We start from the raw sequence: 23,543 nt of genomic DNA on the forward strand, positions 1-23,543 counted from the left end.
ACAGCCTCTGACTTATCTTATTGAATTTATTAAGGTAAATAACTGGCTTGGTTTATGCAATCTCGCCAATTTAAACTGATTAAGGAAATCTAATGAAACTTAACCCTGTAGCATTTAAAAAGACCACAATGGCGTTATTCATGGCAATCTCCCTCAGTGGCTGTGTTATCCATGTCGGTGCTGATGCCCATGACTGGGATTCGGACGATCACGCAGTCAGTAGTGTGTTTGGCGATGTTAGTGTTAGCGCTGGCAAGCACGTTAGCGAAGTTTCCTCAGTCAACGGTGATGTTGAATTACACGACCGCGTCGAGGCTGAGCGTGCATCTTCAGTTAATGGTGACATTGAAATAGGTCAGCACGTCTCAGTAGGAAGTATTGACGTCGTTAATGGTGATATTGAAGCGGGTGAACATTTTAGCAATCAACACGGCATGGAATCGGTGAATGGCGATATTCAAATCGCCGCTCATGGGATGATCAATGGCATGATTAAAACCGTTAACGGCGATATCGAATTGCGCGAAACTAACGTCAATAACGATATTGTTACTATTAATGGTGATATCCATCTGCAACGCGGTACGTCAGTCAGTGGCGATATTATATATGAACGCAATAATAGTCGTCAGTGGGACAATGACCGCCCTACCCTGCGCATAGATGCAGACTCAACAGTAGGCGGCAATATTGTCTTGCACCGCCCGGTAAACTTAGAATTTGCTGATCCGCAACTCCATGACAAAGTCATAAAACACTTTGGTGAATAGCCATAGATAGGACACCTACAATTGATTTTCAGTTGGAGACGCCAGACTAACTAAGCGGTTCGGCACGTTTTAAACTTTTGTTATCGTCTAAACGCTAGGCCAGGGATTCCCATGGCCTGGTTGAAACTGTGTTAGCGTTACGGTTACAAAACTGAATACGCGTCGGATAGGGTTAGCTTAACAGCTGTGTTGGTTTTTCATTTTCTTCTCGGGATTGACGTTTGGCCCTTAGCCGCGCCACATTCCAGTTGATCAAATGGCGTGCTATCCATTGGTAAAACCAGCGTTTAAGTCCGCGCAGATTAGTCCCATGCTCAGCATAAAATAAGTCTGGGGAAGCATATAGGCCAAAATCATCGGCTATACCTTGTTGTTGAATATAGGTCGCTGTTCCTTGCCATTGCACCGGTGGCGCATGTAAATCTGGTGTTGCGATACCATAACCACAAAATGCGCCACGCTGTGCGGAAAATTTTTGCTGGATGGCGGTTAGATAATCTTGATCCAGAATAAAACCTTCTAATGCTAGCCATTGCTGGTTGAATTCAATTTCCACCCAGCTATGAATGATTTTTCGTGGTGCGAAAGCATATAGCCAGTTCGGGATGGCACCCTTTTGTAGCCCTTGATGAATAGTAAATCCGTGAAATCGGCAAGGAATATCAACCGCTCGAAACAAAGCCATCAGTAGGGTTGTCTTGGTATTGCACTGACCGTAACCATCGTGCAAAACCTGTGCAGCTGAAATGGCATCATGCGCGTTATAGCCAAACGCAATTTCATTGCGCACAAAATCATAGACCGCGCCAATACGTTCATACATTGGCAGTTCTCGCCACTGTCTATGAGCGACTAAGGCTTGTATGTCCGCGTGTTGATAATTAAGTAAAGGGGTTGATTCGAGCAAGCTAGGCATTGTTTTTCCGCTATTCACATTCATTATAACTAGCATAGACCTTCGAGCCAGTCGAAGGTCAAGCCTTGCTTATAGCGGTTACTCTTGGCGCAGGTATACCTTTGGTGCGACAACTGAAATTGGTAGATCTTGCGCTTTTAAGCGCCGCGCAAATGTCACTTTCACCCGTTTCGACTTCAGCATATAAGGTACCCAGATTAGCGTGGCAAACACACTGCGCAGAAATTCCTGGGTAGTATCGGGATCAAAGACTGGCTCATCGGGTAGCACGAAGGAAGCAAGCCAGGCATCTAGCGGAATAAAAACGACACTGGCTAAAGTAATAATGATAAATAATTTTGGAAACCAATGATGCTTCATAAACATCAGGAGCACCAAGCACACAGATGCCAGAAATAGTGCAGTGTTGAATAGCGCTTCGCCAATCAACAGTGGCCCCCACAAGGGGTGGTAAGCCTCTGAATCAATCGTCGTTAAGACTGTGAATGTACCATCAGTAAAGATACCGTAATACAACGGAATGTAAATCAAGGCTAAACGGATGGGTGCTATAACCACGCCAATAGCCACCAAGATCAACCAACCTTTAATACCGTAGAGTTCGTTACTTTCGACCTGCTGTTGTGTCGCATCGTCCTTGACTGTCATTTACTTACGCGGTGTCCTTTTCTTGGGTTTGTGAGTACGAGATTTGATTAGCTTGTGTTTCTTAACCGAACGGCGCATGCGCGACAAGCGGGCGTGATCCAACTGGTTCAAATGCTCAACCACCTTTGATTCGGTTTCAGGCGGCAATTGCACCATACCGCGCAGCGCATTAATGTCGTCTAAGCCAAGTTCAATCCATGCCCCCTGTGGCAAACGCTTTTTCAAGTCTAACTTGCCATAGCGTACACGGATCAGACGACTGACTTGCAACCCTTGAGATTCCCACAAGCGGCGCACCTCGCGATTACGCCCTTCAGATAAAGTCACGTTAAACCAATGATTTAAACTTTCATCTTCGCTGGCCCGCGGCTTAACTTTAATGTCGGTAAACTTGGCCATACCATCGTCCAATTTGACTCCGGCTTTGAGCGCTTTTAGGTGCGCGGTGTTTACCTCACCAAATACCCTAACGCTATATTCACGTTCAACTTCATGGCTAGGGTGCATCAACCGGTTGGCAAGTTCACCGTCATTGGTGAATAGTAGTAATCCAGAGGTATTAATATCCAAACGCCCTACTGCTATCCAGCGTCCCGGACGAATTTGCGGTAAGCGGTCAAACACGGTTGGACGACCTTCAGGATCGCTGCGGCTGCACAACTCACCTTCAGGTTTGTTGTACATTAAAACGCGGCAATGGCTGTCTTTACTCAGCCCCGAAATAATGTGTCCGTCAACTCGTATCTGCGCTGTAGGTTCTGCACGATCACCCAAGACCGCAACGTTACCATCCACAGAAACGCGCCCTTGCTCGATCCACTTTTCCATTTCCCGACGTGAGCCAAGGCCATAATTCGCCAGAATTTTCTGTAATTTTTCACTCATTAATGTAACTGCTCAGTGTTAGTTGGCGCTGCCGCTTCATCGCTGGACTCTGTCGCCTCTGGCGACATTGAAGCTTGCTCTTCAACCAGCGCATTAAATGCTGCTTCAGTGGGTAATTCAGCCAGCGAGTTTAACCCAAAGTAATCTAAAAACCGATCGGTTGTTGCATATAATGCCGGACGCCCCGGTACTTCTTTATGTCCAACAACCTGAACCCATTCGCGTTCGGTTAGCGTACGGATGATATTACTACTCACCGCAACGCCACGAACGTCTTCAATCTCACCGCGTGTAATCGGTTGGCGATAGGCTATTAATGCTAAGGTTTCAAGTAATGCTCGGGAATACCGTGGTGCTGTTTCCTGCCATAATTTGGATAAAAATGGGCTAAGCGAATCTAATGAACGAAAAGCAAAGCCTGAAGCTAATTCATGTAACTGGATCCCACGCGCCGCATAGTCTTGCTTGATCTCATCCAAGACTTTATTGAGCTGCTGAGTGGAGACGGTAAACTCCGCCAAAATTGTCGACTGCATGCGCGCCTTTGACAGCGGCTCATCGGCAACAAAAATCGCAGCTTCAACCAATTGTTTTAATTGCGTGGAATTTATTTTCGCCATGGATAACTACTCATCATTACGTAAGCGCACATGCACATTACTGAAAGGCTGTGCCTGAATACAGTCGATCATGCCCTCTTTCACTAATTCGAGAATAGCCAAAAAAGTAACGACGGCACCACTGCGCCCCTCTTGCGGAGTAAAGAGTTGCTGCATTGGCGTGTACTCTTGATGTTTAAGTACACTGAGGATCTTCGCCATGCGCTCTCGGGTAGAGAGTACTTCACGGGCGATTTGATGATGCTCAAACGCCTTCGCTCGCTGCATGGCGCTATGCATGGCCATAACAAGTTCACGAAGCGTGGTTTGTGGAATGATTTTTATTGGTGTGACATCGTCTGCAGCGACTGCCTTAGCATTAAAGACATCGCGCTCTAAGCGCGGCAACTGATCAAGCTCTTCAGCTGCTTGCTTAACCACTTCGTATTCACGTAGGCGACGAATTAATTCCGCTCTCGGGTCACCCTCATCATCGTCATCGCTGGTATGCTTTGGCAGTAGCAAGCGCGACTTTATTTCGGCTAAAATTGCCGCCATTAAGAGGTATTCAGCGGCTAACTCCAGCTTGAGATCCTGCATCATGTCAACATACTCAAGGTACTGTTTAGTCACTTGCAGTACCGGCATATTCACAATATCAAACTTCTGTTTGCGGATCAGGTAAAGCAATAGATCCAATGGCCCCTCAAAGGTTTCAAGGATAACTTCCAGGGCATCCGGTGGAATATACAAATCTTCCGGCTTTTCTATTACCGCTTGACCATTGACAAAAGCCAAAGGCAACGGTTGTTGCACCGGTTGGGATAGAGGATCGTGCTCGTTATCGGTCATTATTGAAATGGACTCGGATCGCCGCTTCCGTAACGAATGATGGTACTTTCACCTTCCGATAAATCAACCACAGTGGTTGGCTGTTCGCTGAGATAACCACCATGAATAATTAAACCAACACGACGCTCTAATTGATCACGAATTTCATCGGGATCAGACTCTGCCATGTCGGCACCCGGTAAGATCAAGGTCGTAGACATCAACGGTTCACCCAGCTCTGCGAGCAGTTGTAGGGCAATGGAATTATCAGGTACGCGGATCCCGATGGTTTTACGCTTCGGGTTTTGTAACCGTTTGGGCACTTCTTTGGTCGCTTTTAAAATGAAGGTATAGGGCCCTGGCGTATTGTTTTTTATTTGCCGAAATGCCGTGTTATCCACTTTGGCGTAAAGCGATAACTCCGACATATCACGGCACATCAAAGTAAAGTTGTGATCTTTGTCGATGTCTCGGATGCGGCAAATTTGCTCCAAGGCCTGTTTGTTATCAAGCTGACACCCAATGGCATACCCTGAATCCGTAGGGTACACAATCACCTCTCCTTGACGAATGAGCTCGCAGGCCTGTTTTAACAAACGCACTTGCGGGTTATCCGGATGAAGGTAAAAAAACTGACTCATGAGGCTCTCTGTGACGATGAATTATCGATTATTGACCAATCATGCCATATTGGTGTCACGCCGTCAGGTAATCTTGAACGGCGGCCCAATTCAGTCCAGCGACCTGGCATATGAAAATCCGATCCAACTGATGCTTTGAGCGCATGTTCGCTTAGCATTTCGAGCAACAATCGTTGTTTGTCCGGGGTTAAGTTTGGATAGTTAATTTCCATCCCATCACCACCCGCAAGGCTAAACTCAGCGACTAAACGGCGCAGCCATTTTGTGGTCATATCATAATGGCTTGGGTGGGCCAGAACGGCTTGCCCACCCGCTGCTTGGATCCACTCGATGGCGTCACTGATGGTGATCCACTGCGGACTCACATGGGCGCGCTTACCCTTGCCTAAATATTGTTTGAACGCTTGGGCCGGATCTTTTACATGACCGAGAGCCACCATTGCTTTGGCAAAGTGCGAACGCGTCACTTGCTCGCTGTGTTGCGCGAATAACACCGCCTCTCCCACGTCCGGCATACCGCATTTCGCTAATTTTTCGGCGATTTTAATTGCACGCTGCTCGCGACACGCATGTTGTCGCGCTAAACGTTCAATAAATTGTGGATCGTCTTCATCTACATTTAAGCCGACTACATGAATATCGAAGCCATGCCAGCGAGTAGATAGTTCAATACCACTGACAATTTTGAGCGGACGCTTTTGCGTCTGCTGAAATGCACGTGCCTCCGCAAGGCCTAATACGGTATCGTGATCCGTGATAGCAAGCACATCCACTTGCATAGTGTGCGCCCGCTGTACCAATTCCGCTGGCGTAAGCTGACCATCTGAACAGCGCGTATGGGTATGCAGATCGATTTTTTGCTGATTGGGGAAATTTACGGTTGACACAAGCGTCGTTTTGTTTTCTTCTATACGCATAGTATACGTGGATAGCAACAAATATCCTAAGTCCTTAACCGAATTTGTAGATTTTTATGACGCAACGATTCAACCAAGCAAACATCTGGTGGTGGCACTCCCTGAACTAACGGGCGGTGCGCGTGTGTGCGTTTAGACTATATAGGCCCGTTTTCAACGGGCCTTTTTTGTTTTTGCAGGAGTGAAAAATTACATGAGTTTAGCGGAATTGGGTAATGCAGTGGGCAAAGTCGAATCTATTTGCCAGTCAGCCCAGTATGTCATGGATCCTCTCATCGCATTTCAGCAGCTATCTAGCCACAGTCCATATGCGATGTTGCTAGAGTCTGCCGAAATTGAAAGTAAGGACAACCTGCAAAGTATTATTCTGGTAGATGCAGCGCTGCGTTTTGAATGCAATCAAGATACCGTCGTTTGCCAGGCATTGACCGAAAACGGCGAGCATATTTTGACGTTGATAGATGACATTTGCCCACCCAGTATCAACAAAACAGTAAGTGCCAATCGGCTCACGCTACAGTGCCTGCCCTCATCTACTGACATTGATGAGGATGAGCGCCTCAAGCAGCCTTCGGTATTCGACGCACTACGCTTGGTTTTGCAACATATTCAAGCCATCCGCAACGATCCGCATGCGGTATTTTTAGGCGGTGCCTTTGCCTATGACCTACTCGCTACATTTGAACAGCTGCCAGTGGTGGCAGACAGCGAGAATATCTGCCCTGACTACGTCTTCTATGTTGCCGAAACTTTACTGCGGATTGATCATCAAACGCGCACCACCAATGTGTTAGGTAGCGTTTTTTCCGGTCCTCAGGTGGCCAATGCATACTTACGGGTAAGTCAGCGCGTCGAGGCTATCAGAGCGACGTTAACCGAACTACCTAATGAACTAGCTGATGTCAGCCAAGCGCATCAATCGGGTGCATTACAAGTCGATAAAACCGATAGCGAATTCATTGCTGACGTGAATGCGCTGAAAGAACACATTCTGGCCGGTGATATTTTCCAAGTCGTTCCCTCACGTACGTTCTCGCTGCCATGTCCAGACCCCATGCGAGCCTACGCTCAGTTACGCCAACAAAATCCAAGCCCCTACATGTTTTATCTTAAAGATCAGGATTTTTGCATGTTCGGAGCATCGCCCGAGTCAGCACTGAAGTATGCCGCTGATACCAATATTGTCGAAATCTATCCAATTGCGGGCACACGTCCGAGAGGCAAACGCGCGGATGGTCGTTTAGATGCCGATCTTGATAGTCGCATTGAGTTATCCCTACGTGATGACCATAAGGAAAAGGCTGAGCATTTAATGTTAGTCGACTTAGCCCGCAACGATGTAGCCCGAGTGAGTCAGCCAGGGACGCGGTATGTCAAAGACTTACTCAAAGTCGATCGATACTCCCACGTGATGCACTTGGTGTCCCGCGTGGTAGGCCAACTGCGTGAGGATTTAGATGCCTTGCACGCCTATCAAGCCTGCATGAATATGGGCACGTTGGTGGGAGCCCCTAAGGTGAGTGCTGCGCGACTTATTCGAGAAGTTGAGCAAAAACGCCGTGGCAGCTATGGCGGCGCTGTTGGCTACATAACCGGCAACGGTGATATGGACACCTGTATTGTTATCCGCAGTGCCTTTGTGCGCAACAATATTGCCTATATTCAGGCCGGCGCTGGCGTTGTATATGACTCCGATCCACAGGCGGAAGCCGATGAAACCCGTAGCAAAGCGCAAGCCGTTATCAACGCCATAGAGTCCGCACTTTCGCACCCGCAGGTAGCAGGAGACGCACAATGATCAGCGTATTTTTACTCGATAATGTGGATTCATTCTCTTACAACTTAGTCGACGAATTACGCGCGCTTGCGCTTAATGTTAAAGTCTTTCGCAATACCGTTGATCATGCAGTTATCCTACAGCAGATGCATGCAGCGCAGCAGAATAATCCTGTGGTTTTAGTGTTGTCTCCGGGCCCTGGGTGTCCTGCAGAAGCTGGCTGTATGCCACAATTATTGGCGCAGTGCGCCGGTGTTTTCCCCGTCATTGGCATTTGTTTAGGCCATCAGGCTATCGTCGAATACTGTGGTGGACGTGTGGTTCGAGCAAACACCGTTGTGCATGGCAAATCGTCAGCGGTCAACCATGCTATGCCCGCATTGTTTCAGCAATTACCCAACCCGCTAAGTGTGGCTCGCTATCACTCGTTGATTGGTACCGATCTGCCTAACTCACTTGATGTGATTGCACAAGTCGATGGGCTCCCTATGGCGGTCTATCACGCAGAAAAAAAGATGATCGGTTTTCAGTTTCATCCCGAATCTATATTAACGGCACAAGGCAGCCAGCTGTTAATGCAAAGTATCGAATATCTAACGCAACCGACCGACAAGAATGGGGAGCTATAGCGCGATGATGGATAATCAACAGGTCATTTTCAACTTAGAAAAACTCTATCGCGGTGAATCGTTGGAACAGGAAACCACCTTTGCTCTGTTTAGTAATGTCATGCAAGGCAAACTGGATCCCAGTCAACTCTCAGCATTGCTCATCGCGCTCAAAATTAAAGGTGAGTCAGCCGCCGAAATTGCTGGCGCTGCTGACGCTATGCGTGCCAATGCCACTCCTTTTGAACGTCCTGACTATGCTTTCGCTGATATCGTTGGTACCGGTGGCGATGGTCATAACACGATTAACATATCCAGCGCTGCGGCTATCGTGGCCGCTAGCTGCGGAGTACCGGTGGCCAAACATGGCAATCGCAGCGTGTCATCTAAATCTGGCTCGGCGGATTTGTTCGCCGCCTTTGGCTATGAACTGATGGCGCCGCCAACAGCAGCACGTAAAAGCCTAGATAATGCCGGCTTCTGCTTTTTATTTGCCCCGGTTTATCACAGTGGCGTGAAACACGCGATGCCGATACGTACTGCGTTAAAAACCCGTACGTTGTTTAATATTCTCGGTCCCCTGGCCAATCCGGCTAAACCAACGTATAGCGTGCTAGGTGTTTACAGCCCAGATTTATTACAAGTTTATGCTGATGTTACCCAACGCCTCGCGTTACCTCATGCCATGATTGTGCATGGCAGTGGCCTGGACGAAATAGCCATCCATGGGCCCACTGAGATTATTGAGGTCAGCGCGGGTCAGCAAAACCGTTATCAGGTGACGCCCAGCGACTTTGGTGTACCGACTTATACCCTGGAAGACATCAAAGGGGATGAGCCTGAAGTGAATCGTCAATTGATCGCCGACGTGCTCAGCGGTGGTGGGAAAGCGGCCCACCGCGATGCTATTGCGATCAATGCAGCAGCGCTGATAAAACTCAGTGGTAAAGCCACAACATTTAAAGCTGCGACAGAAATAGCCCTAGCCGCATTGGCTGAAGGCCTGCCATTAAAAACCATTCATCAAGCGGCCCGCTTGAGTCAAACAACCCAAAAGGACAACGACTAAATGGCTAATGTGCTTGAAACCATTGTCAACGACAAGCGCGTAGAAATTGAACAGCGCAAGCAGATCTTCCCGCTGGAACAGTTTGTTGATCATTTAAAACCGACCACCAAATCCTTCTTTGCGGCTTTGGCTGCGCCAGGCTCTAGCTTCATATTGGAGTGTAAAAAGGCGTCGCCATCTAAAGGCTTGATCCGAGAAAACTTTGATTTAGAGGAAATTCTTGCTGCCTATGCGCCCTATGCGAGCTGTATCTCGGTATTGACGGATGAGAAATATTTCCAAGGTAAATTTGAATACTTGCAAACCGTAACATCGCAGGTGAGCCAGCCGGTGATCAATAAAGATTTTTTTATTGACGAATACCAAGTCCACCTCGCCCGTTATTATGGTGCAGATGCCGTTTTACTCATGTTATCAGTGCTGGACGATACACAATATCAAGCGCTCGCAGACCTTGCTGCGAAGTATAATATGGCGGTATTGACCGAAGTCAGTAATGCCGAGGAAATGCTGCGCGCTATTGCACTAAAGGCTAACATTATTGGCATCAATAACCGGAACTTGCGTGACTTAACGACTGACCTTGCAACCACCGAACGGCTTAAACCAATGTTAGCGGACGTAGAGTATCCCCATGTGGTGATCTCAGAAAGTGGCATCTATACCCAGACAGATGTGCAGCGACTTGCCCCGCTATGTGATGGTTTCTTGGTGGGGAGTGCATTAATGGCGCAAACAGATTTACGTCGTGCAGTGCAACGTTTAGTGTTCCCGGCGACCAAAATCTGCGGTGTAACCGATGTCGCGACGGCGAAGTATTTAAGCGCAGCACCTACGCAATACGTCGGACTGATTTTCGCCGATAAATCCAAACGGAGAGTTTCTTTTGATACAGCCAAAAGCATTGTTACTGCGGCTCCCAATGCGTATGTCGGTGTGTTTGTTGATCAACCCATTGATTTAGTTGCTGAGTATGCACAAGCACTCAACTTAGCCGCAGTGCAATTGCATGGCAATGAGAGCATTGAACAGATAACGGCACTTAAGCAAATGCTCAAGGATAATTGCGAGATTTGGAAGGCGATTGGCATTGACGCCAGCCTGTCAAACCCCGCTTCTCTGCCGCCAGCACTGACTGACGATAACGACCCGCTATGGCTCATGGTTGACCGTGTTGTGGTAGATTGCAAAGTTGGATCAAGCAGTGGTGGCACAGGACAAGAATTTGATTGGGCGTTAATCGCCGCGATGGTTAATCCAGAGAAGTTGATCTTAGCGGGCGGGATAGGAATAGATAATAGTCTTAAAGCATTAGCTACCGGTGTTGCGCTAATCGACATTAACTCGGGCGTAGAAGACTCTCCCGGCGAAAAAAATCAAACCAAAATTAACCAACTGTACGCTCACTTGCGTACAGCTTAACTTTACTAATACAGGATTATCATGAATAAGTTGGACTCGAAATTCGGTGAATATGGCGGCATGTATGTGCCCGAACTATTGATCCCTGCACTCGATCAGCTGGAACAGGCCTTTTTAGACGCAAAAGAAGATCCTGAGTTCCAGCAACAGTTTATGGCACTACTCACCGATTATGCTGGTCGTCCTACTGCAATGACGCTAACCCGCAATCTAGTGAGCAACCCGAAAGTTAAACTTTATCTCAAGCGCGAGGATCTACTGCACGGGGGGGCGCATAAAACCAATCAGGTTTTAGGTCAGGCTTTACTCACCAAGCGCATGGGTAAAAGCGAAGTCATCGCTGAGACTGGCGCTGGGCAGCATGGTGTCGCTACCGCACTGGCGTGTGCATTACTTGGCCTTAAGGCGCGAATTTACATGGGCGCAAAAGATGTGGAACGACAAGCGCCGAACGTATTTAGAATGCGCTTAATGGGTGCAGAAGTTATTCCAGTGAATTCTGGTTCTGGCACGCTCAAGGACGCCGTAAACGAGGCTATGCGCGATTGGTCAGCCAATTATGATAAAGCCCATTATCTCCTAGGTACCGCAGCAGGCCCCCATCCCTTCCCGACCATTGTACGCGAGTATCACCGCATGATTGGCGAAGAAACCCGCCGTCAAATCCTGGAGAAAGAGGGGCGCTTACCTGATGCGGTCGTGGCCTGTGTGGGCGGTGGCAGTAACGCCATTGGCATGTTTGCTGACTTTATTGACGAGCCAACAGTGCGATTGATTGGGGTTGAGCCCGCCGGTAAAGGCTTGCACACCCATGAGCACGGTGCAACCATTTGCACCGGCTCAAAAGGTATATTGCATGGCGCCTACAGTTTTATAATGCAAGACAATGACGGCCAAATTGAGGAATCCTATTCGGTTTCAGCTGGCTTGGACTATCCTGCAGTCGGGCCACAGCATGCCTATCTTGCCGAAACGGGGCGCGCTGAATATGTTGCAGTTACTGATGATGAAGCATTAAATGCATTTAAACTGTTAGCCCGCAAAGAAGGGATCATTCCCGCATTGGAGTCATCCCATGCCCTCGCCCATGCGCTGAACATGGCAGATGACGCCGAAGATGAAACCATTATTGTGGTCAACTTATCTGGCCGTGGTGATAAAGACCTCAATCACGTGATTAATATTTTGGGAGAAAATGCCTAATGTCGCGCTATGAAACTATGTTCAGTCGTTTAAACGCGGATAACCAAGGCGCGTTTGTTCCCTTTGTCATGTTAGGTGATCCTGAGCCAGAGACGTCGTATAAAATTATCTGTCAGTTAATTGAAAGCGGCGCGGATGCATTGGAACTGGGGATCCCATACTCAGATCCGATTGCCGATGGCCCTACGATTCAAGCCGCCAGTATCCGGGCACTGGCCAACAAAGTCACTCCCAATGACTGTTTTGCGATTATTGCGCGCGTCCGTGAGTCCCACCCTGAGATCCCTATTGGCTTGTTGCTATACAGCAATCTGGTGCTTAAGCGCGGCCCTGATGACTTTTATGCTGCGGCTGCAAAGGCGGGCGTTGATTCAATTTTAATTGCCGACGTGCCATTGCGCGAAGCTGACCGGTTTATCGCGGTTGCCAAACAGCACAACATTGAACAAATCCTTATTGCGCCGCCCAACGCCACTGAAGAAACTCTACAAGCCATTGGTCGTTTGTCATCTGGATACACCTATCTGCTTGGCCGAGCGGGCGTCACTGGGGCCGAGACTGCCGCTGATGTGCCAGCTAAAGCGCTCATTGATAAACTCACGCAGTATCACGTTGCCCCGCCGCTGCTAGGCTTTGGAATTTCTACCCCAGAACAAGTACAATCAGCCATCCAGGCTGGTGCCGCTGGCGCTATATCGGGTTCAGCGACAGTTAACATCATAGCCAAACATTTACACGATGAAGATGCAATGCTGGCTGCACTCAACCAGTTTGTGAACGCGATGAAAGCCGCAACGCACAAAAACTTTTAAGGACATTTGCATGCTGTACGTAATATTTGCCCAAGATGCACCAGATTCTCTGGCGCAGCGTTTACAAACGCGTCCGGCCCATTTAGCGCGTCTAGAAGCATTAAATGCCGAAGGGCGCTTATTGGTAGCAGGCCCTAATCCAGCTGCCGATCTAGACGACCCCGCACAGGCTGGGTTTACCGGTAGCACGGTGATTGCTGAGTTTGATAGCCTTACAGACGCGCAAGCCTGGGCCGATGCTGACCCCTATTTCAGTGCAGGGGTATATGAGTCAGTGCAAGTTAAGCCGTTTAAAAAAGTGCTTCCATAACCGAGTATAAAGACTTCTACATGGCCGACACTTTGCAGATCAATCAACACTTAAGCCTGTCTCTGGATGAGATTGAACTCAGTGCGATGCGCGCGCAAGGTGCCGGTGGTCAAAATGTCAACAAGGTCTCTTCGGCCATTCACTTACGCTTTGATATTGCCGCCTCAAGTTTGCCTGAGCGGATCAAAGCCAAGTTGTTGCACGGTTCTGATTCGCGAGTTAATCAAGAGGGCGTGCTGATTATCAAAGCGCAACGTCAGCGCACACAAGAGGCCAATCGTAGAGATGCTTTAGCGCGTCTGATTGAAATCATCCAACACGCAGCCTATGTGCCGCCCCCGCGCAAACCGACTAAACCGACCCGCGCCTCGCAAAAACGTCGTATGGACGCGAAAAAACGCCACGGCCTGAATAAACAACTGCGCGGTAAAATCGACATCAGTTAATTCAGCCAGCATTCATGCAGCTAGCGTATGCTTGTGATTATACAGTACAATCATTGCAAACAGTGCGCGGAGAAAAGTTAATACTATGCAATCAAAGCGGTTAGTCGTTGTTGCCAGCATCCTTGTATTCAGTGGTTTACTCACTGCGGCCCCACCCGCGCTGGCACAAAAGAAAGAGGAAGCGGCAAAAACCGAAAAAATGGATAAAACTCAGGCCGCTGAGCGCGCACGTGAACAAGTCAATGGGCGTGTTTTAAAGGTAGAGAAACGCCAAGACAAGTACCGCGTTAAAGTGCTGCAAAAGTCTGGGCGCGTTGTCTCTGTCGACGTAGATAAACAATCTGGCACGGTTAAGCGCAGCAATGATAAAAAGGACAAGCGATGAGGTTATTGGTAGTTGAAGATGACAGTCGCTTATTGATGCAATTGGATACTTTTCTGCGCAATAACAGCTACAGTGTCGACCTTGCCGATGATGGTGAAAAAGCCCTTTTCTTACTCCAAGAACATCCCTACGACTTAGCCATCATTGACATCGGGTTACCTAAACTGGACGGTTTTGAGGTGATCCGTAAGGCTCGCTCTGCCGATGTGCAATGCCCAATGTTGATTTTAACAGCCCGTGATCGTTGGCAAGAGAAGGTGGAGGGACTGGATGCGGGTGCCGATGACTACCTGACCAAGCCCTTCCATAACGAAGAGTTACTCGCACGCGTTAAAGCCTTGATCCGACGCGCATCAGGGCAACCAAATCCATTAATTGAACTGGGCCCGATAGCCATGGATACCCGCAGCGAAGAAATTAGCGTGGCAGGTCGAGTTTTGGATTTGACCGCGTATGAATATAAGGTGATGGAGTATCTATTGATGAATCCAAATAAAATCGTCTCCAAAACCGAACTGACAGAACATATTTACGATCAGGACTTCGATTTAGACAGCAATGTCATCGAAGTATTTGTCGGTCGCCTACGCAAAAAAATTGACCCCGAAGGCCGTCTTAAGCCAATCGAAACCCTGCGCGGGCGAGGCTATCGCCTAAACCGACAAATGTCGGAAGAATAACGTATTGATGATGCAACGCTTGTCCCTGCGGGTTCGTAGCCTATTATTGGCTATCGCCAGTCTCGTGATCATTGTGCCTGGCTTTGTGTTAACGGTTGAGCGCAGCTACACCACCAGCCTAGAGCAGGCCAAGTTCAATGAATTAAAGTTAATGAGCTTGGCGATGATCACTGAATTTGAACTTGATGATAGCGTGCCTTACATGCCACAACAGCTATTTGAAGAAAAGCTGAATTTACTTGGCTCTGGTTATATTGGTTATATCGTGTGGCAACAGGATGTCGTCTGGCGCAGTTTATCCGCCTTGGATTATAGCGACCCTGTGCAATTACAACTTCCCGCCGTAGGCGATGAAAAACAACTGGGAGATTTTACCATCACCCGTGATTTTGATGCCACGCAAGTCAATGCGTTTTATTACGCGTATAGCGTTGAATACGAAGACCGTGGCCAGTTTAAACCTGTCTCGTTCATTGTGATCAACGAAGATGGCGAGTTTCAACAAAACCGGCAAACCTTTATTAATACTCTCTGGCAATGGCTAGGCGTATTAAGCTTGTTGATTCTGGCAACGATTATTTTGATCACCCGCCGGGTGTTGGCACCTGTTGACAGTATTATTGGCAACATTCGGGCCGCCGAGCGTGGTGAAATAGAAAGGTTAACGCAAACCTATCCGCCCGAATTAGAAACCTTAAAACTGAGTATCAATCAACTATTAAACAGTGAAGCACAGCAACGTCAACGTTATAAAAATAGTCTTGGTGACCTCGCCCATAGCTTAAAGACGCCATTGGCAGTTATTCAGTCAACAGAGCCGCTACCCGAACACATTCACGAGCCTCTGCAGCAGATCAACGCGATTATTCAACGCCAGTTAAAACGTGCCGTAACCGGCAACGCGCAACGTTATCCAACGGTAATGCTAGCTGATACCCTAGCCAAACTCGTCGGCGCAATGCGTAAAGTACACGCCGATAAGTCATTGACCTTGACCTTAGACGTCGCCCCTACCTTGACTGTCAAAGCCGATGAAACGGATCTGATGGAACTGTTTGGGAATTTGCTGGATAACGCGTGTAAATCGGCCAGTAAGCAAGTAATGGTAAGCGCACAGGTATTTCCAGACAGCGTGCATATCTATGTGGATGATGATGGCAGTGGTATTAATGAAGCGGATGCCAACGCCATCTTAAACCGCGGCGAACGCCTCGACACATACGCTGAGGGACAAGGCATTGGCTTAGCTGTCGTAATTGATCTAATGGAAACCTACAACGGGCAATTGCGGATCCAACGCAGTCCGCTCGGCGGAGCACGTTTTACCGTACAATTGCCCCATTAAGGTTCAACCCTTCAGTGTCAAGAGGCTGCTGTGGCCTTAATTTTATCATCTTCACTGCTCAGCAGGATCGCCAACCATTGGGTTTCTTTGCGCGTTTCTAAGGCAATTTTCACAATCATGGTCAGCGGCACACTGAGTAACATACCCACGCTGCCCAGCAGCCAGCCCCAGAATATCAAGGACAAAAATACCACTAAGGTCGATAGTCCGAGCCCACGCCCCATCAAACGAGGCTCTATCACATTCCCCATCACCGTATTGACCAAAATAAAACCGCCCGCAACTAAACCCGCAATACCGAAACCAAATTGCACAAACGCCATTAAAACTGCTGGTATGGCCGCAATTATCGAACCGATGTTGGGGATATAGTTGAGTAAAAATGCAAGTACCGCCCACAGCAAGAAATGATCGACATTCAATACCCATAACCAGATACCAATGATCAATCCTGTCGCTAAACTAACCAGGGTTTTAATCGCTAAGTAACTATTTACCGAACGGATAAAGCGGTCTATATGATTGAGTTTCATGTCTGGGTCGGCAAGCGCAACGTGGATACGCCGCGGCATTGAGTCAGCCTCAAACAGCATAAACACCACAGTTAGCAAGATCAGGAATAAGTTTGATAACACGCCGCCTAAGCCGCCAAGCAAGTTGGTCGTCATCGACATTGCCATGCCGGGATCGAGATGTTCGCGCAACAGATCCGTATTCAGACTGATATTTAACGCCTCTAATTGCGTAACGACCCAGGTAAATTGTTCACTGAGTTGGGCACTATACTCGGGTAGGTTACGCCGAAACTCCGACATGGATTGCGCCACTAAACCCGCGAGCATGAAACCAAAAATCACGATCAGCAGTATAACTAAAGACACCGATAACCAGCGCGGTATGTTATACCGATTCGCCCATTGGATCACTGGACTACAGGCAATGGCAATGAAACCGGAGAGTAAAAACGGCACGACAATTTCACTGGCAGCTTTTAAGCCGGCCAACACAACGATAACACAAGCCATTATGATCAAGGCTTTAACGGTGGGTGATTTTAATTCCATAACTATTTAATTAACGCGCGGGATAAGACAAACTAACAAATCTTGCCATTATTGAACACTATTAAAAGGACAACACGACTCCATGCAACTAAACCAAGCGACCATTCGGATCAAAAACCTACGTCTACGCACTTACATTGGCATTAATGAAGATGAAATTAAGAATAAGCAAGATGTAGTGGTTAATGTGAAGATCCATTATGACGCGGAACAGGCCACAAATAGTGATCAAATGGATGACGCGCTAAATTACAAAACCATTACCAAGGCGATTATCAAGCTCGTTGAGGACAATCGCTTCTATTTGTTAGAAAAACTGACCGCGGATGTATTAGCCATTGCTGCTGAGCATGCATGGGTCAGTTATGCCGAGGTTGAAGTGGATAAACCACATGCATTGCGCTTTTCAGACTCGGTTTCACTTACTCTGTCCTGTAATAAAGGCTAACTACAATGAATATCCTGCTAACAGGTGGTACCGGTTTAATTGGACGTCACTTTATTGAGCAATATGCTGAAACGTATCGTTTCACTGTGCTGACGCGCGATAAAACGCGCGCAGCGCAAAAGCTGCCTGAAGGCTGTGAATTCATTAACGATCTTTCAGTATTGCAACATCTTGATGCGTACGACGCGGTGATCAATCTAGCCGGTGAACCTATTGTGGATAAGCGCTGGAGTGAGCAACAGAAAACGGTGATCCGCGAGAGTCGTTTAACAACCACGCAACAGCTAACTGACCTGATTAACAATAGTCGCTTGCCGCCTGAGGTATTTATCAGCGGGTCAGCAATTGGTTATTACGGGCGCCAAGGCGACACGCCCATTAGCGAAGACTTTAGTACTCCCTTTGACGAATTTTCTCATCAATTATGTCGCGATTGGGAGGCAATTGCACAACAGGCCCAGTCGGCAAAGACACGTGTTTGCATCTTGCGCACCGGCATTGTCTTGGCAGAAGATGGTGGGGCCTTAGATAAAATGTTGTTACCCTTCAAGTGTGGATTAGGTGGGCCTATTGCCACAGGTCGTCAGTACATGTCTTGGATCCACATTCGCGATATGGTTAACGCGATCCATCACTTACTCAAGCGTCCGCGCAGTAAGGGTATCTATAATCTGACTGCACCTCACCCAGAAACCAATAGAATATTTGCCAAAAAGCTGGCCAGCGCGTTACACCGCCCCTGCATATTTCCGATGCCTGAGTTTGTGCTCCGAGCAATGATGGGGGAAGCTGCTGATCTACTGGTCTATGGGCAAAATGTAGTACCTCAGGCATTGCTGCGTGAAGATTTTCATTTTTTGTTTCCGCACCTTGAAGATGCTTTGACCGACCTGACCTAATATTGCCAATACAGTTTAGCCAGATGGCGCAATCGAACACTGCTAAAGCCCAATATTGCGCTATGCAGAATCGAGTAAAGACTGCATAGGATACTTGAACAGGAATTATTGCTGTTCAAGTATGTTACAGGCGATTCAGTGCGGTCACGAAAGAACTGGGCTTACCAAGTTAGAATTCAGCAGCGAGAACGGTGCTTATTCACTATGAAAATGTACTTAATCAGTTGTCATAACAGCGCTAGTTTGCCGCTATAAGAAAACGTTATATTCAAACAAAATCATTTAGTTAGATATGTAAAAAAGAAAATTCTAAAGAATCTCTATGGTCACCTGTACGATCGCAGATCCATGACCTACTATTAATTAGCAGAAGTATAAGGCACAGATTAAGTCATGACAGGATATTCTGGAAAACAGGGAAGCTTTCAACTCGAACGCAATGGCGACATTCTCGAGTTAATTGCCATTGGCCGTTGGGATGAACGCTTAGCTTATGAGTTCTTGGCTCAAGTCGAAATTTTGATTGCTCCTTTAGAGGGGCGACCATGGTCCACCATTGTGGATGTGCGGGAATGGGAGTTAGGAACGCCGGAATTTCAAGACATAATCACCGCTGGCACAGAAAAACAAGTTGCCATGGGTTTGCGGCGTGAAGCTTATGTGATCGATGAAAGCCAAGTCAAAGTGTTTCAGATTGACGCCATGATGCCGCCTGATGAGCTTTATTATGCTCGGTACTTCCGTACTTATATTGATGCGTTCAGTTGGCTCAATCAGGAAGGCTTTGGCAATATTTAGGGTTTATTCTTTTCTCAGAAAGGCCGCACCTCTAGCGGTGAAGCAAAACAACTGCCAGCAAGCATAATCGAGATTGTCGGCCCGGTTCCGTCCAGACCGACTCACGCAATAGCATTGCAAAGAATGACTGTCGCAGATTAGACCATGCGCCGTAACAACGCGGTTGTATTTAACGCTAATAAGCGCCAACAGCCAATCGCACCCAGTAAACCGACCACTACCGCTCCGGCCAACGGCGCCACTAACCAGTATTCCCAATGAATACTCGCCTCCATTTGAAAGACTTGCGATTGCAGTAACCATAAACTAAATTCGTTTGCGAGCGCCGCCATAAAGCCAGCAACAATACCAATAATCAAAAACTCAAAGATGACGCTTAAACGGATCAAGTTACCCTTTGCGCCAAGGGTACGCAGAATTGCGAGCTCTTGTTGACGCTCATCCATACTCGCTTGCACCTGTGCGATTAACACCAAACTGCCCGCAGCTAATACCAATATCAGAATAAACTCGACTGCGAGTGAAACCTGATCAACCACTTCTCTGAGTTGATTGATCCGCGCATCTACATCAAATAGAGTCACCGACGCAAATGGTTGCATAATCCGGGTGATCTCTGCCTTGCGCGATTGGTCAAGATGGAAGCTGGTAATATAGGTAGCCGCAAAGGACTCCATCGCCGCGGGATGCAAGACAAAGAAAAAGTTGGGCTGCATGGTCTGCCAATTGACTTCACGCAAGCTGGTCACCGTAACCTCAACAATTTCACTACCGATATTGAAAGTAAGCTTATCGTTCAGTTTGATATCCAAACGTTCAGCCACCTCAGCCTCTACTGATACCTCATGAGGCATACCCGGCTGCCAAGCATCTAACCAACGCCCTTCGACGATACGATTCTCGGTTTGCAGCTGAGTGTCCCAGGTTAAGTTGGCCTCACGCCCTAGCCCATCTCGACCTTCGCGTGGTTGCTCATCGCCTTCTTTGGTCACTTCGGTACGAATGCGCTCATCATTAATCGCGACAAAACGTCCACGGGCCACTGGGAAAAAGTCATCATGACGCACATTGAATTGTTCAAACTGGGCAATTAACGGCGCTTTTTGCGCCTCAGTCACATTGCTCACGAAATAGTTCGGCGTGCCCTCGGGCAACTGCGCGCGCCATTGGGCAATCATGTCGTTACGCATCACCAAAACCACTAATAACAGCATGATCGTGATAGAGAAGCTGATCAGCTGCACTGAATTATCCATCGCGCGCCGGCGGATCCGCGCCCATGCCAGCTGCCAAGGCCCCATCGCCCCGCCACCTAATTTGCGCCCAAGGGCAATTAGGCCAAAGGTTACCGCCAACAGCCCCAATACCAACAGAATACCCGAACCAAACAAGATCGCGCTGATCATGAGGTCGCGACTGTAAGCCCACATCAGCAAGAAAATTGCCGATCCCGCCGCAGCAAACTGCAGGGTACGCGAGCTCAAATTAGCCGCTATATCTTTACGCAACACGCGCAGAGGCGGCACTGAAAACAATTGCAATAGCGGATACAGCGAGAACATCATGGCACATAACGACCCTGTGAACAGCGCGATCACAAGAGGCCGCCAATGCCAAACGTTGAGCGAAACTTCCACTCGGTCACCCAAAGCACTTACAACCACTTGCTGAATAGCGATACCTAACACGCTGCCAATAAAAATCCCTAACAAGGTAATAAAACTAATTTGCAGCACGTAAATACGCTGGATCTGTTGTTTACTGGCGCCAATCGTCTTCATGATGGCTACAGGATCAAAGTGACGCTGGCTGTAACGCTGCGCCGCAACAGCAATCGATACTGCCGCGAGAACTATCGCCAATAAACTCGCCAATAAAAAGTACCGTTCAGCGCGGGCGACCGCGCGCCCAACCGCTGAGTCATCGTCTTCCACAGACATCCAGTAATGCAACTCGTCATTGAGTTGGGGACGTAACCAATCGTAATAATCATCCAAGCTTGCAGACTCGCCGGTGAAGTAGGCTTTGTAAGTTACCCGGCTACCTGGCCCCGTCACGTTGGTCTGGGTGATATCTTCAATGGCCATTAGCAAGATGGGGTCGGTGTTAAATACACTAAAGCCCGCATCGGGAATTTCACCTAATACTTGCGACACTTTAAGGGCAGCATCACCCACGTATACCGTATCGCCTAGCTCAACATCCAGCAGTTGAAACAAGCGTGAATCCATCCAGACTTCTCCCGGTGCTGGACGGCCTGTGGTATCACTGGCGAGTTCAAACGGCGCTGGTGCGACACTGATTGCACCTTTTAACGGATATTGCGCGTCTACTGCACGCAAATCTGCCAAGGCCATTTCCTGCTCACCAAACACCATTGAACGCGTGCTGACTTGTTGCGCCGTTTGCAGGCCTTGATTTTGTGCTTCTACGAGCCAGTTTTCATCCACTGGATGGCGAGAATTTAGGCGTCGATCAGCGGCAATAAATTCCGCAGAACGGTCAGTCAACGCTTGTTGTAATCGTTCGCTAAAAAGTGACAGCGATAGCACGGCGGCGACGGATAAAACAATCGCCAGCAGAATAATGGTTAATTCGCCGCGTCTGGCTTCATGACGGAACAACCGCCATGCAAGGTTAAAAGTGGTTGCCATAATTTAGCTCGCCTCACGTTGTACAGGACTTTCTGCAACATCGTCGCTGGCTACACCTGAGACTTCTTCGCTCAACTCACCCGCCTGCATATGCAATTGACGGTTGCACTTGGCGGCCAGTTGGCTGTCATGGGTTACTAACACCAAGGTGGTATCGTTGTCTTGGTTGAGCTTAAACAAAAGCGCTTCAATTTTATCACTATTGGCGGCATCAAGATTACCAGTGGGTTCGTCAGCAAAAAGGATTTTGGGCTGCGTGATAAACGCGCGGGCGATTGCGACGCGCTGCTGCTCACCGCCGGATAATTGATTCGGGTAATGATGTGCACGGTGCCCAAGCCCGACCTGTTCCAGAATTTCTTTGGCGCGTGCTCTTGGATTTGCCAATCCATTGATTTCGGCCGGTAACATAATGTTCTCCAACGCAGTTAAACTTTGCACCAACATAAAGCTTTGAAAGATAAAACCGACTTTGTCACCCCGCAAGCGCGCGCGCTGCTCTTCGTCCATGGTATGCAGGGGTTGTCCGTCGAGTAAAATCTCACCACTAGTGACTTCATCTAGCCCGGCAAGAAGACTTAATAATGTCGATTTACCGGAGCCTGACGCGCCTACTATGGCAATCGACTCACCCGCCTTGACTTGAAAAGAGATAGGCTGAAGGATCTGAAGTGCGCCTTCGCTGGTATTAACTGTCTTAGTGATGGATTTTGTTTCAATCATTTTTTGCATTCGAGGAGTCTTTACATTGGTTAATCATCAACGAAACCGACGCGGTGCGTGGATCGTACTGGCCTTACTCTTTTTACCTTTGCTCGCGGTTTCAGATCACATTTATGCTGCATCACAGCGTGAAAACGTACGCTTACTCGTGCTTGGCGATAGTTTAAGCGCGGCCTATGGTCTAAAAGCGTCAGAGGGCTGGGTCAGTCTGCTACAAAACACCTGGCAAGAGAACGGTTCTACGATTGACGTAATAAATGCTGCGATCAGTGGAGAAACCACTGACGGCGGCTTAGCTCGCCTGCCACGTTTGCTCGAACAACATGCACCGACCCATCTACTCATTGAATTGGGTGGAAATGACGGTTTACAAGGGCACAACGTAAACAAAATGCGAGTTAATTTGTTACAAATGGTCAAACTTGCAAAGGCGCAGGATATCGACGTTTTGTTGCAAGAAATGCACATTCCAACCAATTACGGACGTCGCTACAACGAATTGTTTACCGAGAGCTTTAGCTATGTCGCAGAGAAAACCGACATCCCGCTAATCCCTTTCTTCTTAATGGATGTGGCCTTAGATCCGAGTTTGATGCAGCGCGATGGGATCCACCCCAATGCCGAAGCCCAACCGATTATTGCTGAATTCATGCGCCAACAACTGGAACCCCTGCTATTGGGCAAATAAGAGGT

26 protein-coding genes are annotated in these 23,543 nt (G+C 48.1%); 16 read left to right on the top strand and 10 right to left on the bottom strand.

The features are described from left to right. Window positions 1–92: 92 nt before the first annotated feature. Complete coding sequence (locus AC121Z_RS10385; RefSeq protein ID WP_498123962.1) at window positions 93–770, top strand: DUF4097 family beta strand repeat-containing protein; 678 nt, start codon at window positions 93–95, stop codon at window positions 768–770. A 172-nt stretch (window positions 771–942) separates the two neighbouring features. Here AC121Z_RS10385 and AC121Z_RS10390 read toward each other — a convergent pair whose 3' ends face one another. The 7 genes from AC121Z_RS10390 to AC121Z_RS10420 all read right to left on the bottom strand — a co-directional run bounded on the left by AC121Z_RS10390 (window position 943) and on the right by AC121Z_RS10420 (window position 6,177). Next, a complete protein-coding gene (locus tag AC121Z_RS10390) occupies window positions 943–1,686 on the bottom strand; it encodes a transglutaminase-like domain-containing protein (RefSeq protein WP_498123963.1) in 744 nt (247 codons plus the stop codon). Between the two features lie 78 nt (window positions 1,687–1,764). Next, window positions 1,765–2,334 carry a DUF2569 domain-containing protein gene (locus AC121Z_RS10395; RefSeq protein ID WP_498123964.1) on the bottom strand — a complete coding sequence of 190 codons (570 nt, stop codon included), beginning with the start codon at window positions 2,332–2,334 and terminating at the stop codon, window positions 1,765–1,767. Then, the gene (rluB, locus tag AC121Z_RS10400; protein WP_498123965.1) at window positions 2,335–3,219 is read right to left on the bottom strand and encodes a 23S rRNA pseudouridine(2605) synthase RluB; all 885 of its coding nucleotides are present in this window, start codon (window positions 3,217–3,219) and stop codon (window positions 2,335–2,337) included. Beyond that, on the bottom strand, window positions 3,219–3,839 hold the full coding sequence (gene scpB, locus AC121Z_RS10405) for an SMC-Scp complex subunit ScpB (protein WP_498123967.1): 621 nt from the start codon (window positions 3,837–3,839) through the stop codon (window positions 3,219–3,221). The genes rluB and scpB overlap by 1 nt, the downstream gene beginning before the upstream one ends. Window positions 3,840–3,845: 6 nt before the next feature. Beyond that, complete coding sequence (locus AC121Z_RS10410) at window positions 3,846–4,670, bottom strand: segregation and condensation protein A (protein ID WP_498123968.1); 825 nt, start codon at window positions 4,668–4,670, stop codon at window positions 3,846–3,848. After that, window positions 4,670–5,290 carry an L-threonylcarbamoyladenylate synthase gene (locus AC121Z_RS10415; RefSeq protein WP_498123969.1) on the bottom strand — a complete coding sequence of 207 codons (621 nt, stop codon included), beginning with the start codon at window positions 5,288–5,290 and terminating at the stop codon, window positions 4,670–4,672. The genes AC121Z_RS10410 and AC121Z_RS10415 overlap by 1 nt, the downstream gene beginning before the upstream one ends. After that, on the bottom strand, window positions 5,287–6,177 hold the full coding sequence (locus tag AC121Z_RS10420; RefSeq protein ID WP_498123970.1) for a PHP domain-containing protein: 891 nt from the start codon (window positions 6,175–6,177) through the stop codon (window positions 5,287–5,289). The genes AC121Z_RS10415 and AC121Z_RS10420 overlap by 4 nt, the downstream gene beginning before the upstream one ends. A gap of 223 nt (window positions 6,178–6,400) precedes the next feature. On the opposite strand from AC121Z_RS10420, the gene AC121Z_RS10425 reads away from it, so the two are divergent. From AC121Z_RS10425 to AC121Z_RS10475, 11 genes are all read left to right on the top strand, one after another. Further along, on the top strand, window positions 6,401–8,005 hold the full coding sequence (locus AC121Z_RS10425) for an anthranilate synthase component 1 (protein ID WP_498123971.1): 1,605 nt from the start codon (window positions 6,401–6,403) through the stop codon (window positions 8,003–8,005). Then, window positions 8,002–8,613 (top strand): aminodeoxychorismate/anthranilate synthase component II, encoded by a 612-nt coding sequence (locus tag AC121Z_RS10430; RefSeq protein ID WP_498123972.1) that lies wholly within the window; start codon window positions 8,002–8,004, stop codon window positions 8,611–8,613. The genes AC121Z_RS10425 and AC121Z_RS10430 overlap by 4 nt, the downstream gene beginning before the upstream one ends. A gap of 4 nt (window positions 8,614–8,617) precedes the next feature. Beyond that, on the top strand, window positions 8,618–9,661 hold the full coding sequence (gene trpD, locus AC121Z_RS10435; RefSeq protein WP_498123973.1) for an anthranilate phosphoribosyltransferase: 1,044 nt from the start codon (window positions 8,618–8,620) through the stop codon (window positions 9,659–9,661). After that, entirely contained in the window at window positions 9,662–11,083 is a 1,422-nt protein-coding gene (gene trpCF, locus AC121Z_RS10440; protein ID WP_498123974.1) for a bifunctional indole-3-glycerol-phosphate synthase TrpC/phosphoribosylanthranilate isomerase TrpF, read from the top strand. It begins immediately after the preceding gene. 21 nt (window positions 11,084–11,104) lie between these two features. Beyond that, window positions 11,105–12,286, top strand: coding sequence for a tryptophan synthase subunit beta (gene trpB, locus AC121Z_RS10445; protein ID WP_498123975.1), 1,182 nt, complete (start codon window positions 11,105–11,107; stop codon window positions 12,284–12,286). Next, window positions 12,286–13,098, top strand: coding sequence for a tryptophan synthase subunit alpha (trpA, locus tag AC121Z_RS10450; protein ID WP_498123976.1), 813 nt, complete (start codon window positions 12,286–12,288; stop codon window positions 13,096–13,098). Before trpB ends, trpA begins: the two co-directional genes overlap by 1 nt. 10 nt (window positions 13,099–13,108) lie before the next feature. After that, entirely contained in the window at window positions 13,109–13,408 is a 300-nt protein-coding gene (locus AC121Z_RS10455) for a YciI family protein (RefSeq protein ID WP_498123977.1), read from the top strand. Window positions 13,409–13,428: 20 nt separating this feature from the next. After that, window positions 13,429–13,854, top strand: coding sequence for an alternative ribosome rescue aminoacyl-tRNA hydrolase ArfB (gene arfB / locus AC121Z_RS10460; RefSeq protein ID WP_498123978.1), 426 nt, complete (start codon window positions 13,429–13,431; stop codon window positions 13,852–13,854). An 85-nt stretch (window positions 13,855–13,939) separates the two neighbouring features. After that, window positions 13,940–14,239: a PepSY domain-containing protein gene (locus tag AC121Z_RS10465; RefSeq protein WP_498123979.1), complete on the top strand. Its 300-nt coding sequence runs from the start codon at window positions 13,940–13,942 to the stop codon at window positions 14,237–14,239. Beyond that, a complete protein-coding gene (locus AC121Z_RS10470) occupies window positions 14,236–14,919 on the top strand; it encodes a response regulator transcription factor (protein ID WP_498123980.1) in 684 nt (227 codons plus the stop codon). Before AC121Z_RS10465 ends, AC121Z_RS10470 begins: the two co-directional genes overlap by 4 nt. A 7-nt stretch (window positions 14,920–14,926) precedes the next feature. Then, a complete protein-coding gene (locus tag AC121Z_RS10475) occupies window positions 14,927–16,264 on the top strand; it encodes an ATP-binding protein (RefSeq protein WP_498123981.1) in 1,338 nt (445 codons plus the stop codon). Between the two features lie 17 nt (window positions 16,265–16,281). Here AC121Z_RS10475 and AC121Z_RS10480 read toward each other — a convergent pair whose 3' ends face one another. Next, window positions 16,282–17,328, bottom strand: coding sequence for an AI-2E family transporter (locus AC121Z_RS10480; protein WP_498123982.1), 1,047 nt, complete (start codon window positions 17,326–17,328; stop codon window positions 16,282–16,284). Between the two features lie 82 nt (window positions 17,329–17,410). Here AC121Z_RS10480 and folX point away from each other — a divergent pair, with 82 nt between their 5' ends. The 3 genes from folX (at window position 17,411) to AC121Z_RS10495 (ending at window position 19,473) form a co-directional block, all read left to right on the top strand. Further along, window positions 17,411–17,776 (top strand): dihydroneopterin triphosphate 2'-epimerase, encoded by a 366-nt coding sequence (gene folX / locus AC121Z_RS10485; protein ID WP_498123983.1) that lies wholly within the window; start codon window positions 17,411–17,413, stop codon window positions 17,774–17,776. 5 nt (window positions 17,777–17,781) lie between these two features. Then, window positions 17,782–18,675 (top strand): TIGR01777 family oxidoreductase, encoded by an 894-nt coding sequence (locus tag AC121Z_RS10490; RefSeq protein WP_498123984.1) that lies wholly within the window; start codon window positions 17,782–17,784, stop codon window positions 18,673–18,675. Window positions 18,676–19,068: 393 nt separating this feature from the next. After that, a complete protein-coding gene (locus AC121Z_RS10495; protein WP_498123985.1) occupies window positions 19,069–19,473 on the top strand; it encodes a hypothetical protein in 405 nt (134 codons plus the stop codon). A 137-nt stretch (window positions 19,474–19,610) separates the two neighbouring features. Here the strand turns inward: AC121Z_RS10495 and AC121Z_RS10500 are convergent, their stop codons facing one another. Then, window positions 19,611–22,127 (bottom strand): ABC transporter permease, encoded by a 2,517-nt coding sequence (locus AC121Z_RS10500; RefSeq protein ID WP_498123986.1) that lies wholly within the window; start codon window positions 22,125–22,127, stop codon window positions 19,611–19,613. 3 nt (window positions 22,128–22,130) lie between these two features. After that, window positions 22,131–22,850, bottom strand: coding sequence for an ABC transporter ATP-binding protein (locus tag AC121Z_RS10505; protein ID WP_498128213.1), 720 nt, complete (start codon window positions 22,848–22,850; stop codon window positions 22,131–22,133). Window positions 22,851–22,875: 25 nt separating this feature from the next. On the opposite strand from AC121Z_RS10505, the gene AC121Z_RS10510 reads away from it, so the two are divergent. Continuing rightward, the gene (locus tag AC121Z_RS10510) at window positions 22,876–23,538 is read left to right on the top strand and encodes an arylesterase (protein ID WP_498123987.1); all 663 of its coding nucleotides are present in this window, start codon (window positions 22,876–22,878) and stop codon (window positions 23,536–23,538) included. Window positions 23,539–23,543: the final 5 nt, after the last annotated feature.

Source organism: Alteromonas sp. DYW1, assembly GCF_059752595.1.